The organism is Flavobacterium sp. 140616W15, assembly GCF_003668995.1.
In the GTDB taxonomy this organism is placed as follows: domain Bacteria; phylum Bacteroidota; class Bacteroidia; order Flavobacteriales; family Flavobacteriaceae; genus Flavobacterium.
Genome location: NZ_CP033068.1, coordinates 2,696,728 through 2,713,718 on the forward strand (window position 1 = coordinate 2,696,728; position 16,991 = coordinate 2,713,718).

At 31.9% G+C, this 16,991-nt stretch carries 14 protein-coding genes and 1 pseudogene; 6 read left to right on the forward strand and 9 right to left on the reverse strand.

Features of this window, described 5'->3' with window-relative positions; translation table 11 throughout:
• Positions 1-40: 40 nt before the first annotated feature.
• Positions 41-1,326, reverse strand: a pseudogene (locus EAG11_RS11480) (anthranilate synthase component I family protein).
• Positions 1,327-1,534: 208 nt separating this feature from the next.
• Here EAG11_RS11480 and EAG11_RS11485 point away from each other — a divergent pair.
• Positions 1,535-2,434, forward strand: a complete 900-nt coding sequence (locus EAG11_RS11485; RefSeq protein ID WP_129539305.1) for a DUF4349 domain-containing protein — start codon at positions 1,535-1,537, stop codon at positions 2,432-2,434.
• Positions 2,435-2,630: 196 nt separating this feature from the next.
• Complete coding sequence (locus EAG11_RS11490; RefSeq protein WP_129539306.1) at positions 2,631-3,005, forward strand: DoxX family membrane protein; 375 nt, start codon at positions 2,631-2,633, stop codon at positions 3,003-3,005.
• Between the two features lie 131 nt (positions 3,006-3,136).
• Here the strand turns inward: EAG11_RS11490 and lpdA are convergent, their stop codons facing one another.
• The 3 genes from lpdA to EAG11_RS11505 all read right to left on the reverse strand — a co-directional run bounded on the left by lpdA (position 3,137) and on the right by EAG11_RS11505 (position 5,809).
• Positions 3,137-4,540, reverse strand: coding sequence for a dihydrolipoyl dehydrogenase (gene lpdA / locus EAG11_RS11495; protein WP_129539307.1), 1,404 nt, complete (start codon positions 4,538-4,540; stop codon positions 3,137-3,139).
• A gap of 332 nt (positions 4,541-4,872) precedes the next feature.
• Positions 4,873-5,244, reverse strand: coding sequence for a hypothetical protein (locus tag EAG11_RS11500; protein WP_129539308.1), 372 nt, complete (start codon positions 5,242-5,244; stop codon positions 4,873-4,875).
• Between the two features lie 106 nt (positions 5,245-5,350).
• A complete protein-coding gene (locus EAG11_RS11505; RefSeq protein WP_129539309.1) occupies positions 5,351-5,809 on the reverse strand; it encodes an Lrp/AsnC family transcriptional regulator in 459 nt (152 codons plus the stop codon).
• Between the two features lie 337 nt (positions 5,810-6,146).
• On the opposite strand from EAG11_RS11505, the gene EAG11_RS11510 reads away from it, so the two are divergent.
• Positions 6,147-7,349, forward strand: a complete 1,203-nt coding sequence (locus EAG11_RS11510; RefSeq protein WP_129539310.1) for an aminotransferase class I/II-fold pyridoxal phosphate-dependent enzyme — start codon at positions 6,147-6,149, stop codon at positions 7,347-7,349.
• A 251-nt stretch (positions 7,350-7,600) separates the two neighbouring features.
• Here the strand turns inward: EAG11_RS11510 and EAG11_RS11515 are convergent, their stop codons facing one another.
• Both EAG11_RS11515 and EAG11_RS11520 read right to left on the reverse strand, forming a co-directional pair.
• Positions 7,601-9,532, reverse strand: a complete 1,932-nt coding sequence (locus EAG11_RS11515; RefSeq protein ID WP_129539311.1) for an amino acid permease — start codon at positions 9,530-9,532, stop codon at positions 7,601-7,603.
• Between the two features lie 614 nt (positions 9,533-10,146).
• A complete protein-coding gene (locus tag EAG11_RS11520; protein WP_129539312.1) occupies positions 10,147-11,091 on the reverse strand; it encodes a hypothetical protein in 945 nt (314 codons plus the stop codon).
• Positions 11,092-11,456: 365 nt separating this feature from the next.
• Here EAG11_RS11520 and EAG11_RS11525 point away from each other — a divergent pair, with 365 nt between their 5' ends.
• Genes EAG11_RS11525 through EAG11_RS22640 form a run of 3 tightly spaced genes read left to right on the forward strand, consistent with a single transcriptional unit; the run spans position 11,457 to position 13,223 of the window.
• Positions 11,457-11,894 (forward strand): MarR family winged helix-turn-helix transcriptional regulator, encoded by a 438-nt coding sequence (locus EAG11_RS11525; protein WP_129539313.1) that lies wholly within the window; start codon positions 11,457-11,459, stop codon positions 11,892-11,894.
• A 1-nt stretch (position 11,895) separates the two neighbouring features.
• The gene (locus EAG11_RS22635; protein ID WP_129539314.1) at positions 11,896-12,573 is read left to right on the forward strand and encodes a serine hydrolase; all 678 of its coding nucleotides are present in this window, start codon (positions 11,896-11,898) and stop codon (positions 12,571-12,573) included.
• 47 nt (positions 12,574-12,620) lie between these two features.
• A complete protein-coding gene (locus EAG11_RS22640; protein WP_256387088.1) occupies positions 12,621-13,223 on the forward strand; it encodes a serine hydrolase in 603 nt (200 codons plus the stop codon).
• A 226-nt stretch (positions 13,224-13,449) separates the two neighbouring features.
• Here the strand turns inward: EAG11_RS22640 and EAG11_RS11540 are convergent, their stop codons facing one another.
• The 3 genes from EAG11_RS11540 to EAG11_RS11550 all read right to left on the reverse strand — a co-directional run bounded on the left by EAG11_RS11540 (position 13,450) and on the right by EAG11_RS11550 (position 16,987).
• Positions 13,450-13,794 (reverse strand): hypothetical protein, encoded by a 345-nt coding sequence (locus EAG11_RS11540; RefSeq protein WP_129539316.1) that lies wholly within the window; start codon positions 13,792-13,794, stop codon positions 13,450-13,452.
• Between the two features lie 224 nt (positions 13,795-14,018).
• A complete protein-coding gene (locus EAG11_RS11545) occupies positions 14,019-15,044 on the reverse strand; it encodes an NAD(P)/FAD-dependent oxidoreductase (protein ID WP_230727823.1) in 1,026 nt (341 codons plus the stop codon).
• A 68-nt stretch (positions 15,045-15,112) separates the two neighbouring features.
• A complete protein-coding gene (locus EAG11_RS11550; protein WP_129539318.1) occupies positions 15,113-16,987 on the reverse strand; it encodes a LodA/GoxA family CTQ-dependent oxidase in 1,875 nt (624 codons plus the stop codon).
• Positions 16,988-16,991 lie beyond the last annotated feature (4 nt).

Genomic DNA, 16,991 nt, shown 5'->3' on the forward strand with positions numbered 1-16,991 from the left:
TACAAATCGGCTGGTTAAAAATACAAAATAGTTTCATTAACTACTGTAATACTTGCTGCATGGCTTTTGCCTTGAGTAAACACTCAGCATATTCTTTTTCAGGAACCGATTGTGCTGTTATGGCACTACCAACCGAAAATGAAATGTATTTTTTTTCTTGATTATATAAAATACTTCGGATAACGACATTAAAATCAAAATCTCCATCAGGTGTAAAATACCCCACTGCTCCACTATACAAACCTCGTTTGGTTTCTTCTAAACTTTCGATGATATTCATTGCCGAAATCTTTGGTGCCCCAGTCATGCTTCCCATTGGAAAAGTAGTTTTTAAAACATCGATTGCTGAATATTGCGAATCTAATCTTGAAGTAATCGTAGTAATCATTTGATGTACTTGCAAAAAAGAATAAATTTTGCATAATTCAACCACTTTCACTGACCCTTTTTGAGCTGTATGGGATAAATCATTCCGAACCAAATCGGTAATCATAATATTTTCGGCACGTTCTTTTGGATCTGCTTCCAATTGCTTTTTAGATTCCTCATCAGCTACTGTATCCTCAAAACGCTTTGAAGTTCCTTTAATAGGTTGTGAGATAATCTGATCTCCTATTTTTCGAATATATCTTTCTGGCGAAGCCGATAATAAGAACTGCTTGTGATTTTTAAAAAATACAGTTAATGGCGCTTGCGATATTTCATTTAACTTCTCAAATTTTTCTAACGGATTAATAATCGCATCTTCTGCGTAAAATTCCATGCAAAAATTAGCTTCATAAATATCTCCACGATGAATATGCTCTAAAACTGTATTTACTTTAGAAATGTAATCTTCTTTCGAAATTCGTTGCTTAACCTCAACTTCACTAAGCGTAATATAAGATTGAGATTCAAGTTCTACAATCTCATTATAATCACCTACTATCTCATCATCACACATTAATAAATATTGAATCTCTAGTTGATTTCCTTTCAATAAAAATATTTTTTTAGGCTGAAAGAAAAATAAATCTGGAAATTCTAATCCATCAAAATTAGAAGATTGTAACTCTTCGATATCATTTTTTAAATCATAGGTAAGATAACCAAAAGCCAATCTTTAGTTGTTTGTTGGTATTGTTTTAAATCTTCGAATGCGTTATGGAAATCAGTTTTTATTGACGTAAAAGCATCAACAGCCAGCAAACAATCGAAGCTTGAATATTCTTGTGGATATAAATTACTATCCATAAAAACAACTTCTCGGTATTGTTGTGCCCAAACTAAAAGCTGCTGTTTAAAGACTGCAGGATTTGGAATATCCTTATAAATTGAAACTCTCAAAAATTGTTTTTTTTTAATGCCTCAAAATTACGACAAAAAATTCCTTCGATAAAGTAATCTCAAAAAATATTGGCACGCTTTTTATTACACCACATAATAACCCATTTCTAAAATTAAAACGATTATCGAGAGAAAACTACTTATACCCTATTTTAAAAAAACTATCACAAAAAAACTATTTATTAATCAATACTTATATCAATCACCTATGAAAACAATTGCAAAATTCGGTTTGACTACATTAGTAATCATCACTGTATTATTTTCCTGTAAAAAAGCAGATTCTCTCGCTGAAGATTCCCTTTCAGATTCGTCTAATTCTACTACAGATATTATTTCATCGTCAGCTGCTGTTGAAAAAAAGGACAGTAGTCATCAGTTTATTCGAACAGCTGATATAAAATTTAAAGTCAAAAATGTAGCTAAATCGACTTATGCAATTGAAAACGCAACTGTAAAATTTGGAGGCTTTGTTACTTACACTAATTTACAAAGTACAATTCATGATGAAATACAAACTAAAATAAGTCAAGACAGCACTTTACAAACTACAAAATACTCTGTAATAAATAACATAACGATTCGTATCCCTAACACACGACTTGATACAGTTATAAAAACAATTGCCAAACAAATTGATTTTTTGGATTATCGCGTTATTAAAGCTGATGATGTCTCTTTAAAATTACTTGCTAATCAATTGGCACAGAACAGAAGTGCAGAAAATCATAAAAGAATTGAAAAAGCAATTGACAACAAAGGCAAAAAAATAAATGATGTTATGCAAGCCGAAAATACTCTTGCTGAACAAAAAGAACAAAATGATTCTAGCAAAATCGAGAAACTATCTTTAAAAGATCAAATTAATTTTAGCACTATTACTTTACAACTATATCAAAACCAATCTTTAAAACAAGAAGTAATTGCAAGCATTAAGGACAACAATACCTACAAACCAAATATTGGTATCGAAATTATAGATGCACTAAAAAGTGGTTGGTACATATTGCAAGGAATAATTGTGTTTTTCTTAAGTATATGGCCATTTATTTTAATTGGAACAGTTGGAGTATTTATTTATAGAAAATATGTTAAAAAAGGCTCATAAATATAACAAACCATGTATTTATTTATAGCACAAAAATCACTATATTTGATATAGCATTAAACAAATTACAAAACAAAACTAAATAGTTTACATAATTCATAATAATTTAATAATTAAACACGTTTTTCTAATTATTAAAATCAGGTAATTTTATATCAAAAATTGTATTTTTCAACCTATAAAAATCATCTATATCATGAAAATCGCTACTATTATTATCAGAACTTTAATTGGTCTATTACTACTTTTTGCTTCTGTGAGTTACTTTTTACATTTAATGCCTGAACCCGAAGTAACTGGAAATTTTAAAGCATTCAATGTAGGTTTAATTGCATCGACCTATATAATGCCATTAGCAAAATCAATAGAATTAATTTGTGGTATTGCTTTTGTAACCGGACGCTATGTAACTCTTGCCAATATTTTAATTCTCCCTATTACTATAAACATATTATTTATTAATTATTTTATGACTCCAGAGAATTTACCTGTTGCTGGTTTATTGTTTTTAGGAAATCTATTTTTAATCTACAGATATTGGGATAATTACAAAAGCGTATTTACTGCTTAAAACGTACTGTTATAGACGCACTGCGGTACATCTCTACAGAACATAAAAAACAAAAAACCCGACTAAATTAATTGTCGGGTTTTTATTTATATATGATGTTAGATACATCACATTAAATCTTTACAACGTTTTTATACGTGTAATGCTCTGTTATCTGTAGCAGCTAATGCAGCCTCTTTTATTGCTTCTGCAAATGTTGGATGCGCATGGCTCATTCTTGAAATATCTTCAGCAGATGCTTTGAATTCCATTGCTGTAACAGCCTCTGCAATTAAATCAGCTGTACGTGCTCCAATCATATGTACTCCTAAAACCTCATCAGTTTTAGCATCTGCAATGATTTTTACAAATCCATCTAAATCTCCACTTGCTCTTGCACGTCCTAAAGCTTTAAATGGGAAACTTCCAACTTTATATTCCGTTCCTGAAGCTTTTACTTGCTCTTCTGTTTGTCCAACAGCTGCAACTTCTGGCCAAGTGTATACAACACCAGGAATTAAGTTATAATCAATATGTGGTTTTTGACCTGCTAAGATTTCAGCAACCATTGCTCCTTCTTCTTCAGCTTTATGTGCCAACATTGCTCCACGAACAACATCACCAATAGCATAAATATTAGGAACGTTTGTTTGTAAATGGTCATTTACTTCAACTTGTCCTCTGTCTGAAATTTTTACTCCAGCTTTATCAGCATTCAATCCGTCTGTGTAAGGACGACGCCCAACAGAAACTAATGAATAATCTCCTTCTAAAGTAATTGTTTCTCCTTTTGCATTTTCAGCCTGAACTACAACAGCATCACCGTTTCTTTCAACTGATTTTACTTTATGAGAAACGTAGAATTTCATTCCTTGTTTTTTCAATACTTTAGTTAATTCTTTAGACAAAGCTCCATCCATTCCAGGAATAATTCTGTCCATAAATTCAACTACAGAAACTTGTGCTCCTAAACGTAGGTAAACTTGCCCAAGCTCGATTCCAATAACTCCTCCTCCAATAATAACAAGGTGTTTTGGAACTTCTTTTAATGCTAATGCTTCAGTAGAAGTAATGATTCTTTCTTTATCAATTTTGATAAAAGGCAAAGATGAAGGCTTCGATCCTGTTGCAATAACAGTATATTTAGCTTCAATAGTTTCTGATGTTCCATCTTCTTTTGCAACAGCAATATGTGTCGCATCTACGAAAGAACCTAAACCATTAAAAACAGTAATTTTATTTTTATCCATCAAGAAGTTTACTCCTCCTGCTGTTTGATCTACAATTGCTTTTTTACGAGCAATCATTTTCTCTAAATTTATTTTTACATCTCCAGAAACTTCTATTCCGTGATCTGCAAAATGTTTGATTTCAGCATAATGATGCGAAGATGCCAATAATGCTTTTGAAGGGATACATCCTACATTTAAGCATGTTCCTCCAAGCGAATTATACTTTTCGATTATAGCTGTCTTGAAACCTAATTGTGCGCAACGAATTGCCGAAACATATCCGCCGGGACCTGAACCTATAATGACTACGTCAAATGAACTCATAGTATTTGATTTTTTATTTTTTTAGCGATACAAAATTAAGGAATTAAGTTTTGTTTAAAGTTTAAAGTTAGAGTTTTTTCTCAGGATTTCTTGAAGTATGGAAAACTTATTGTAATAAATACATAAAAATGTTAAATTTTATTTCAGATTTAGTAGAAAACGCTGACTTTTAAAATCTCTAATTTAATATGCATTGTAAAAGTTTAAAATTAGCACGCAGATTTAGCAGATTAGGCTGATATTGTTTATGATTTCTAAAACTGATTAAAAAACCAATCTCGTAGAATTATTTTAAAATCTCTCTCAAAGGCGCGGAGACGCAAAGTTTTATTTTAAACCATCTTTTTTGCTGGACCACCTGCCCCTCCAATAACTTCTCCGCCAAATCTAACTAATTCAAATAACCTAGCAACTGAACAATCCAGTTCTTCCTGATTACACCAATAGCCTTCAATTTCCCCAAACATTTTATAATTTGAAATATTAAATCCTTCTTCAATATCATTATACCAAATTACTTTATATCCGCAAATCGCTACTACCCAAAAACCTCCTCCCATTTCACCATATTCTTTTTCCTCCCATTTTGTCGGATCTATTTTAATCAAATCCCAGAAGTTCTTCAATTCTCCATTTAGATCTTTTTCTGTTTTTTGAATTTCACTAAAGAGCTCATTTAAAGTTATTGGTTCCCATTGTTCCATATATCATATCCTTAATATTAAACCCAAATTTAAGTTTTTTTTAGAGCCACAAAACCTTTGCCCCTTTGCTCCTTTGCCTCTCAGAACCTTAATTCTTCAAAAAAACTCAAAAAGAAATCACTGTAGTATTCTTTACTTCACTAATCATAAAAGTACTTTGCGTACTGCCGATATGCTGTAAGTTTGTGAGTTTGGTTACTAAGAACTCCCGATAGGCTTCCATATCTTTTACTAGTACTTTAAGAATGTAATCGTAATCTCCACTAACATGATGGCACTCGAGAACTTCTTTTAACTGAGTCACTTCACTTTCGAATTTGGTTAAAAATTCTTTAGTATGCTGAATGAGTTTGAGATGACAAAAAACTACGAATCCTTTTTCTATTTTAGATTTATCTACTAAGGCTACATATTTATGAATGATTCCTTCTCGTTCTAGTTTTTTTATTCGCTCATAAACTGCTGTTACCGAAAGATCTAATTTTAAAGACAATTCTTTGGTTGTTTTCTTGCTATCTGTTTGGAGTAACAATAGTAGTTTTTTATCAATGGAATCTAATATCATAAGCGATTGGTTTATAGACTGAAAAATAATCTGTTTTAATCATATTTCAAAATCAAATTTAGACTATAAATCTATTAAAATATAAATTTATAGTCTAAAAATCTAAAAATAAAGACTATGATTGATTATTATTCTAATATGTCATTATTTTGAATATGATTTCTGACATACTGGGTTTCATAGCCCCGATAGCAGCGACATCCTTTTTCTTTTTCTTTAAAAAGGAAAAGATATAGCGAAGAGCGGGATTAGCTCCTGATTCTTTAACTTAGATTGGATGATATATAAATAGTAACTAGAGGATGAATTTATTTCGTTCTTCATAATAACAATAACAATGGAAAATTTTAATCCGGCTGACAAAATTCAGGATTTGCAATATTTTGGTGAATTTGGTGGTGTAAACCCATCAATTTCAGATTCTTCAACTTATACTTTTCTTTCAGCAAAAACAATGTTTGACACTTTTGAAGGAAATATGGAAGGTTGTTATTTGTATTCCCGCCACTCATCGCCAAGCAACCTCTATTTAGACCAAGCACTTGCTGCTATGGAAGGAACTGAAACTGCAAATGTTTCGGCTTCAGGAATGGGAGCAATTACGCCTACACTAATGCAATTATGCAGTACGGGAGATCACATTGTTTCGAGTAGAACTATATATGGTGGAACGTACGCTTTCCTTAAAAATTTCACACCAAGATTTGGCATAAAAACAACTTTTGTAGATATTACAAAATTAGATGTTGTAGAAGCTGCAATCACTCCTGAAACTAAAGTTTTATATTGCGAAACAGTAAGCAACCCTTTATTAGAAGTTGCAGATATTGCAGGATTATCTCGTCTGGCAAAAAAATACAATCTAAAATTAGTTGTAGATAATACGTTCTCTCCCTTGTCGGTTTCACCAGCAAAATTAGGTGCTGATATCGTGATTCATAGTTTAACAAAATACATAAACGGTAGTAGTGATACTGTTGGTGGTGTAACTTGTGCTTCAAAAGAATTCATAAATAGTTTGAAAAATGTAAATAGTGGTGCTAGTATGCTTTTAGGCCCTACTATGGACAGTTTACGTTCTGCTAGTGTAATGAAAAACCTTCGTACACTACATATTCGTATCAAACAACACAGCCATAATGCTCATGTTCTAGCTGATAAATTTGAAAAAGATGGACTTAAAACTGTTTACCCTGGTTTAAAAAGTCATCCTAGTCATGCGTTGTACAAAACAATGATTAACCCTGAATATGGTTTTGGCGGAATGCTTACAATAGATGTTGGTTCTCTGGCTAAAGCCAATGAATTAATGGAGTTGATGCAGGCACGAAATTTAGGATATTTAGCGGTAAGTTTAGGTTTTTACAAAACTTTATTTAGCGCTCCAGGAACCTCAACTTCTAGTGAAATTCCGCTAGAGGAACAAGCCGAAATGGGTTTAACAGATGGTTTAATTCGATTTTCAATAGGATTGGATAATGACATCGAAAGAACCTATCAGATGATGAAAGCCTGCATGGTCGAGCTTGGGGTTTTATAAACACGAAACAATTCTTTATAAATAAATTTGCTTAATTTTTAATTGGTTTGTTTGAATCCGCTTGAGTTATTTCTAAGCGGATTTTTTTTATTATAAATTAGACTTTTCTAGATTCCCTTAGATTGTTATACTGGTTAGATCTACTTAGATTTTGGAATTCTGTAGCTTTTAAAAACCAAAAAAAAATCCGTTCTGAAAATAATCAGAACGGATTTTTTATTTGAATAGTTTCTTTTACTAAAAACTAGATATTACAGCTTTACTAAATTAAGCTTACTATTTTTTCGACTAAAACCAAAATAGATACAAAGACCAATAAGCAACCAAACCGTAAAGTAAATCCAGTTCCAAACGCTTAATTCTGCCATCATATAAAGACAACAAATTAAACCTAATAATGGAATTAAAGATAGATTTTGTTTAAAAGCCCAAACTGTTAATCCAACCAAAACGATTAAGAAAATCCACATTGGTATTTTATGTTTGAATAAGCTTAATCCACTTTCATACTTAATAGAATCTGCTACTGGTAAACCAGCAATTACGCTTGCATACTTAGCTTCATCTTTTTGATATTGCTTTAATATTAATTCTAAATCTGGTTTTTCGGTTGTAGCATTAGCAGGATCAACAGTTACTAAATAATCATATACCATTTTTGTATGACTTTTATCCAGAGAGGTGATTATATCTGCCGATTCATGAATTTGAGTTTCATTCATAATAAAACTCATTGTTGCTTTTTTGTTGTATCCAAAAGAAAACACCAATCCTATAATCAACAAAAGAGGCATTATAAATTTTGAATTTATATAAGGCGTTGTAAATTTCCCTCTTGGAATATCTGGTTTGTTTTGCAATACTAAAACTCCTGCACAAACCAATACAAAGGCAAACAAAGTTCCTATACTACACAAATCAGTAACCATTGTAAGATTTAAAAACAAAGCTGGAACTGCTACTACAAAACCAGTAACAATAGTAGCGTATGATGGTGTTTTGTATTTAGGATGTACTTTAGAGAAACGTTTTGGCAATAAACCGTCACGGCTCATACTCATCCAGATACGAGGTTGTCCCATTTGAAAAACTAATAAAACACTCGCCATAGCTACTACAGCACTTACTGCTATAATTCCTGACATCCATTTTAAATCTAATTTCTCGAATACAAAAGCAAGTGGATCTCCTACATTAAGTTGGTTGTAACTCACCATTCCGGTAAGTACCAATGCAATTGCGATATACAAAATGGTACAAATTATAATTGCCCACATCATTCCTCGTGGCAAATCTCGTTGTGGATCTTTACATTCTTCGGCAGTTGTTGAGATTGCATCAAAACCTATATAAGCAAAGAATACTGCTGAAACTCCTTTAAGAACTCCTGTTACTCCATTTGGTGCAAAAGGATCCCAATTAGCTGTATCTACATAAAAAACTCCAACTGCAATTACCAAAAGTACCACACATAATTTTACAACAACCATAATATTACTCGCATTACGAGATTCTTTCATCCCACGATATATCAATGCTGTAATTAAGATAATAATTAATAAGGCTGGTAGATCGGCAACAAAATGAAATGAACCTATCAGAGGTGACGTTGTCCATGCTGTGTATGCTGATTGCAAAGCTGGCTCTAAATTCTCAAATGATTTTCCGCCATGCATTAACGCTGTTGCATCATTAAATCCATTAGAAGCTGTTAAATAATCCATTTGAACCCATTGGGGCAGATGGATTCCTCCGCTTGAGAGTAATCCTGTAAAATAATCACTCCACGATATGGCCACGGTTATATTACCAACTGAATATTCCATTATCAATGCCCAACCAATGACCCAGGCTATAATTTCTCCAAAAGCTACATACGAATACGTATAAGCACTTCCTGAAACGGGAACCATCGAAGCAAATTCTGCGTAAGCAAAAGCTGCGAAACTACAGGCAATCGCTGTAAAGAGAAACAAAAAAATAACTGCTGGACCTCCATCGGCACTAGCTTTACCAATTGTACTAAAAATACCTGCACCTACAATTGCTGCAATACCAAAAGCTGTTAAATCACGCGCCGTTAAATGTTTGCCTAATGAATCATTCCCATTGGCATTATTTTTTTCGACTTGACTTAAAATATCTTGTACTGTTTTTTTTCGAAATAGACTTGAAAACGACATAGGTGTATTTGCTATTAATAATTAATTTATTTCGGGCTTTTTGCTTTTATTTTGCAAATAATGCAAAAAATATCCTGAAATCAAATATATAAAACGATTTTGTTTTGTAACACTTTTGATGAACTTTTTATCAAGATCTAATATTAAGCAAAAAAAATGAGACCGCAAAAATCTAATCTCAAGTTTTACAAAATGAGACCATTACATCCTTTTATTCTTTTATATTAGATCATTTTTATCCTTATTTTTTTATAATATTAAGTAGAAAAATGAATATCCATATCAAACTATTAAATTCATCTATTCAATATTTTTTAAGAATATCCTTCTCTTTTTAATAATAACATACAATAACAAAAAAAACTCTTCCTAATTAATTCTTCCTAATAATTAAAATGAAATTAATCAAAGTATGATATGGTTCTTAATGTACTCTGCTTCTGAAATAGATATTGATGTAAAAGAATTATATGATTTACTCTTGAGTTATTAGAAAGCTCAAAAAACCTAATTAATCCTTACTCAATCAAATCAAGCATTGTTGCTATTTAATCGTAATGCTTGATTTATTAATTATCATTAAATCACAATTTCAAAAAAGAACTAGAGTATTATTATTTCTTTTGCATTTTAACGAACTCGTAGCTTTGCTGAATTGCTTTTTCTATAGTAACTTGTTGTGCTATAAATTTATTCCTCTCTGATGGTTTTATTTTAAATGTATTATCATTTAGCTGAAAGTCTTTTATCATATCAGGAACTGGAATATTAATATATATTTCCTGTTGATCAATTGAACATTCCAGAAATCGGGCTTTTTTATCTTGGGTTTTATTTATAAAAACTTCAAATCCATTAGGGAGGAACTTAATATTTTCGATAGGTATATTTAAATCAAAGGCTAAAAAACCATAGATATCTTTAATTGTTTCCTGAGTGTCAAAATCTAAAGACACTTTTTGCTCAAGATTACAAAACAATTCTCCTTGCAATACGATGTCCTCTAATATTTCTTTTTCTAAATTTTTGTCTGATAATCCTAACTCTTCTCTGCAATAATCTGCAAAGCGAAAAATAGTATGTTTATGACTTATATTCAAGGTTAGTATTTGTGTTTCGGGAACATAACTATTGGTTATATTCTGATATAATGATTTGAATTCTTTTATCGTTTTATCATTACCAACCATTACCATTTTTGCTAGTAAAAATTCTAATTGTGTAATCTTAACACGACTGATTTTTATTTTATTTGCGTCATCAAGGTTTTCATAAATAGTCTGTAAAAAATCCAATACTTGATTAAATAATACTATTTTTTGTTCAAAGACTTTTTCATTACGGCTTCGCTCCAGCTCTGTTTCTGATTGTTTACTTAACAAGACCATTGTAATAACAGCTGCGAAGATGGTTCCGAAAATTGCCGCAGCAAACTCCTGAGATGCCTTTTGTCCTAAATTTTCAAATAAAGGTTCAAAAGCCAGAAAGGAAGAAAAAGCAATTATAAAAACAAATAATGCATTTCTAAAATTTTTATCTTTTTTCAAAAATTCAATCATATCACATTTATTATTAAATATTTTCCAATATAAGGATAATACTTACAATAAAACAATATTTCAGAAATATTGTTTTATTCTATGCTAGAATTAAAATAGTGCAATTTAAAATTGATAAAAGTTAATCTACAAAAATACAGCTTCATTGCAGTACCTAATTTATTTAATGGAGAGTTAATAAGTTGATTCATGCAGTTGCAATAACTTTTAGACTATTATAATTTCTACTAATCCATTACACTGCTTTTAGATCTCATAAAAACTAGAAATAAATACTTAATTTATAAAAAAACGAAAAAATATTTTCATTTAATTGATATATCAATTAAATTTACATCAACTATTGACACTTCAAGCAACTTAAGATGAAAAAAAATAATCCAACAGGAACTGTTCTTTATACAATTGAACAAACAATAAAAGAGTATCGAAAGATTTCACAAAAAAACATAAGCCAAATTGTAAATGATATTACAGTTGACCAAGCTTTAGTACTTATGATTATCAATAAAAACTCAGATTATTCACAAAAAGAAATAGCTGAATTAATTTTTAAAGACAATGCTTCGATTACCAGAATTATTGAATTGATGGTGAAAAAGGAATATCTAACAAGAAAAATGAACGAATTAGATAGAAGAAAATTCAACCTGCAAATCACAGAAAAAGGAAAAAAAACAATTGAATTGTTAACTCCAGCTATATACAAAAACAGACAAATTGCTCTTGAAGGATTATCAGAAAATGAAATTGAATTACTGGATAAAGTGCTAACTAAAATAATTTCAAACTGTAAAAACTAAAATGAAAAAAGCACATCAAATAACTAAACTAGGACTATCCTTGATATTCCTACTACTTCCAACTCTATTTTTTGGACAAAAAGACATACCAACTAATCTTGCAAAATACATGCAAGCTCAAGTCGATGTCAATAATTTTAGCGGAACTGTTATTGTAACAAAAAACGGTTCGATTTTACTAAAAAAGGCTTACGGATTGGCTGACTACGAATGGAATATTAAAAACACCGTAGACACGAAATTTCAGTTGGCATCGGTAACAAAACAATTTACTGCAACGGCTATTCTTCAATTAGTAGAAAATGGAAAATTGTCACTTGATGATAAACTAAGTAAATTCTTTCCTGATTACCCAAAAGCTGATAGCGTTACTATTCATATGTTATTATCTCATTCATCTGGACTTGGTTTAGGTTTTAAAGAATTAGCATTAACTACCATTTCGGCTGATTCTGCCTATAATGAAATAAAGAAAATACCTTATGAGTTTGAGCCAGGAACCAAAAGCGAATACAGTAATATTGGATATTATCTATTGGGCAAGATTATTGAAAAAGTATCTGGTGAAAAATATGTCGTTTATTTGAAGAAAAACATATTTGAGAAAGTAGGAATGAAGAATACAGGAGTCAGTAATAATGATTCGATAATTTCAAAAAAGCAAAAGTTTATCATATAACCGAAAAAGGATATGTTCACAATCCATATATCAATTGGACATTTAATATCGGACATGATGGAACTTATTCTACCGTTGAGGATTTGGCTTTATGGGACCAAGCGCTTTATGGAACAACTATCTTATCAGCAGATATGAAAAAGCGAATGTTTACTTCTTATAATAATCAGGGTTATGGTTACGGACTTATGATTAATCCATTTTATAATCATGGTCATCAACTTATTGCACATGATGGTGGCTTCTTTGGTACAATGACTTCTTTTAATCGATTTACTGATGACAAAATTTTTGTTACAGTACTTTCTAATAATGAATCACCTTCTTATATCATAGCGTACAGCCTATCGGCAATTGCTTTACAAAAAGACGTAGAACTTCCGTACAAACATCATCAAGTAAAAGCAGACATTACGCAATATGATAAATATATAGGCAAATATGGGGAGATTGAAATATTCAAAAATGGAGAAAAGCTATTTTATAATAGCTTAGAAATGGAACTCTTACCTGAGTCTAAAACAAAATTTTTTAGAGCAGACAATAATGATAGGACAGTCGAATTCATACAAAACAAATCAGGGATTTACAATTCTATAATTTTGACAAAAGGGGGCGTAAAAGAAATTATAATGAAAAATAATCTGTAAAAAAATACAAACCCCTAACAATAATATGGGATAACGTGATTCTAAATTTTAATGTACTTAAGTAAGAAGCAATTTACTTCTTCAATTTTCTCCAACCATACTCTAAAATCTTAATTGAATCCAAAACTCACTCATTATCTATTACTTTTACCCAGTATCATTTATAAAAAAATAGCTTATATAAAGAAAATCTTCATATAAGCTATTCTAAATCAATATATTTATTTTACTGCTCAGTAACTACTTCTTGAACTTTAAGAACATTAGGTCCCATAGCGCTTGTAGTTGTCAATTTAATAAAATAAGTATAAGGTCCATTTGGGCTTCTCTCAGCAATGTAAGCACAATTCCATCCTGTGCCCCATTTTTGTCCAGTATCCCAGTTTGCATTATGTTCGTTATCCCAAGACCATGCTTTTGTCTCTTTTTGGGGATCTGAAGGGAAGCCCGCATTATATACGTGAATTTGCCCTTGTTGTGCTCTAAATGGTGCATTGGTACTCCATCTTAGCCATAAATTTCCACGAGACTCATAAGCCTCTAAGGACCAAGAAAATGTTGATTGTGACATAATAAAAAGTATTTGGGGATTTTCCTACTCGTTTAAGGTTTTTCGGATGCGACCTATTGTTTCATCGTAAAACTTTTTATCAATTGTTTTACAGGGCATCTAAATTAAACAAATATAACGTATTGATTATGAGTACTTTTACCTGTTTTTAAAGCACCGTAAAAGTACTTCAGTAATTACCTACAGACCAAATACTTATCCTATATCAAACCATCTATCATCCATTACAAGTGTCTTCTTTCCCAAAAAAGATGTTTAGTCCAGCGTTGTTCAGATTGATATTGATTTTGCAACAGAGCAACAGACTTATTAAACAAAGCCATTTGAGAAGTAATATATTCAGACAATGAGTCAGTATTACCATTTAAAAACCCAGCTATTGCATTTGCAGCGTTATGTCCACTTACAAGTGCATTTGTAATTCCAAAAGAAGTTAATGGATCATAAGTGCATAATGCATCACCCACAGCAATCCATTGTTTACCACCTGGTTTATCTAATAAAGAAGTGGTAGCAGTTTTAATACCTACTTCGGTTGTTAAAGATTTTATTGCAGGGAGATAGTTTTTAAGATGTTGAGTCGTGGCAATTTTACTGAATAACCAATCATAAAGTGAAGTAGCATTATTCGAATGTAAATCGCTATCCGACATAAAATTGACAATTACTTTATTATCAGCTAACGGAGCTACATACCACCAGCCATCTTCTACTGATTCGATAAAGGTCATTCCTTTTAAAGACTCTTCTGATTGTTCTGCAATAAAATGATAAGAAGCTAGATTATCTATAATCTGTTTCTTAATTCCCATTTTTTTAGCTACGATCGAGGCTCTACCACTACAATCGGCTATAAAATCGGCAGTAATCGTTCTTGTTGTATTATCAGAATGGCAACAACTCACAATCATTTTATTCTCCTGTTGTGTAATGCTAGTAAGCCGGTAATTTTCTAAAATAATTACACCTCTTTCAATAGCAATATCCTGAAGTTGTTTTTCAAAAAGAGTTCGATTCAAATGCCTTCCGTCGCCATATGGTTCATTTAAAAAGTAACGCTGGCGGAGCGATGAATCGCCCCACACAACGTTATTACCTACATATAAACTATGAACTTCAGAAGTCAATATTTCTTCCAAACTTAATTTTCGGAATACGGCATTAGCACTGGGAGCTAGTGATTCTCCTAGTTTAACAGTGCTTCCCATATGGTTATCTATTACAACACATGGAATATGATGTTCGCGCAATGTTAATGCAATTGCCAGACCAGCTGGACCACCTCCAATAATTACTACAGGTATGGAAGTTGGAGTTACTATAGTTCGTGTCTTTTTAATGGATGACTTTCGCGTGGTGTAGCTCTAAATAATCGCTCACTCACAGTACTTTCTCTTTCGGCATGTTTTACCTGTTCTAAAGTTGGATCAATACCTGCTGGCCCTTCTCGATCGGTTTCAACCCATAAGGTATCGGGTAAAAATTGCGATTGATTGTCAAGTTCTTGTTTAGTAATAATCCCCAACTGATGCCATTTAGCAACCATATTATTAATACGCGGTACATAGTTTGAAGTAAAATCACGCATCCAATCTACACGATAAGAGAAATGTTTTAACTTCTGTCCATCATTTGTTGTTGTCGCTTTCAATCGGTTGTAACTATCCATTGATAATATTGTATTAGGAACTCGTACTGACCAAAATGAAGGTAATGGTAAATAAAGTGTTACATCATAACCCGACATACAACTGGCTTCATCTGTTTGCCATGGCACGCCTAACCAACGTGTAAGCGATCCAGGTCCTGTTCCATCTAATGGCCCATTTTCAGACAAAGCAATTTCTGAAGTAATAATACCTCCATAATCATCTCTAACTTTTTCGTTTTTCGGTATAACTTTTAAGCGAAAAGGCTCGTCCCACATCATAAGATGTCTAAATGGCCATGTAATCTCAATTCCGGGATGAAAAGGACCTCCTAAACATTCTTCTAATGGAGCTTTTAATAAAGCATCAACCTGCTCGTTTACTGATAATTCATCAAAAGGAATAATTTCTTTTGGTTTTCCCGTTACAAAATTACCTTCGGACCACTGGCGAAGCATTTCATATTGGGTAGCTGTTACTGATAAGTCAACCGCTGGTAAATCTTCGTAGTCACCAAATAAATCTCCATAATGAGGAGGTAATTTAGTTGGTTCATATTCATTTGATTGATGATCTCTAAACCATTCAAATACTCGTTTTCTTTCTGATTCAAATTGAGTCCCTGGATTTTCTAACTGACTGATGAATTCCGGATTATTAAAATCACTTGGAGAATCTGTACCAAACAAAACAAAGAAACCTTCATTAACCCATTGTGTAGTACTCATTCGGGATAATATAGGATAGATATCTTCATAAAATTTTACTGTCCCTTTGGGAGTTATCCAGCCTTCATTTAAATACAAATCCTGAACTACATCAAGCATACTTACCACAGGAAATAATCCCTGCCCAAAATTTGGCGGAGTACAAGCTACAACAGCGGGCTTAGCATCAAATGTTTGCCCACCAATAGTCACTTTGGCTCTTACAACACCATCTGAAGTATCATCATGCCAGTCGTCGTTATTAGCAAAAGTTATGGCACGAATATTAAGTCGGGATTCACTTTTTCCATCACCACCAAAAAATAACAAACGTCCTTTGTCATCAGTTTTTAACTCGCCCAAAGAAACTTCTTTATCAAAAAATTTCCCTGTATCCAACTGATATTCTTTACCAGATATATTTTTGCCACTAATTTTTCTTGGTCCTGGGTCAATAACAAGCTGTTCTCTATCTACACCTGTAATACCTCCGTTACGCTTTAGACTTGGGATACTATATTCTCCTAAATCCAAAGCATTATTAAACTGATACCATGCCGCTTTTCTATTGGCTACATGCACATCCCATTCAATATTTACATCTGTTGCCGTATCTGTATTAATTTCATAAAGCGGATTATCATTTTCATCCAAAGCATAAATACGAAATAAAGGCACCTGTTTTTTAAATAAATTGTCGCCGTCTTTAAAACCGCCTTCAGCAACAGGAGCTACGCCCGGTAAATCAGAGGCCAGATAATATTCAGGAGAATTTCCAATTCTAGCTATTCCGATTGCTGGATAAATAGCTACTTTTTTTATATTTTTAGTATCCATAATG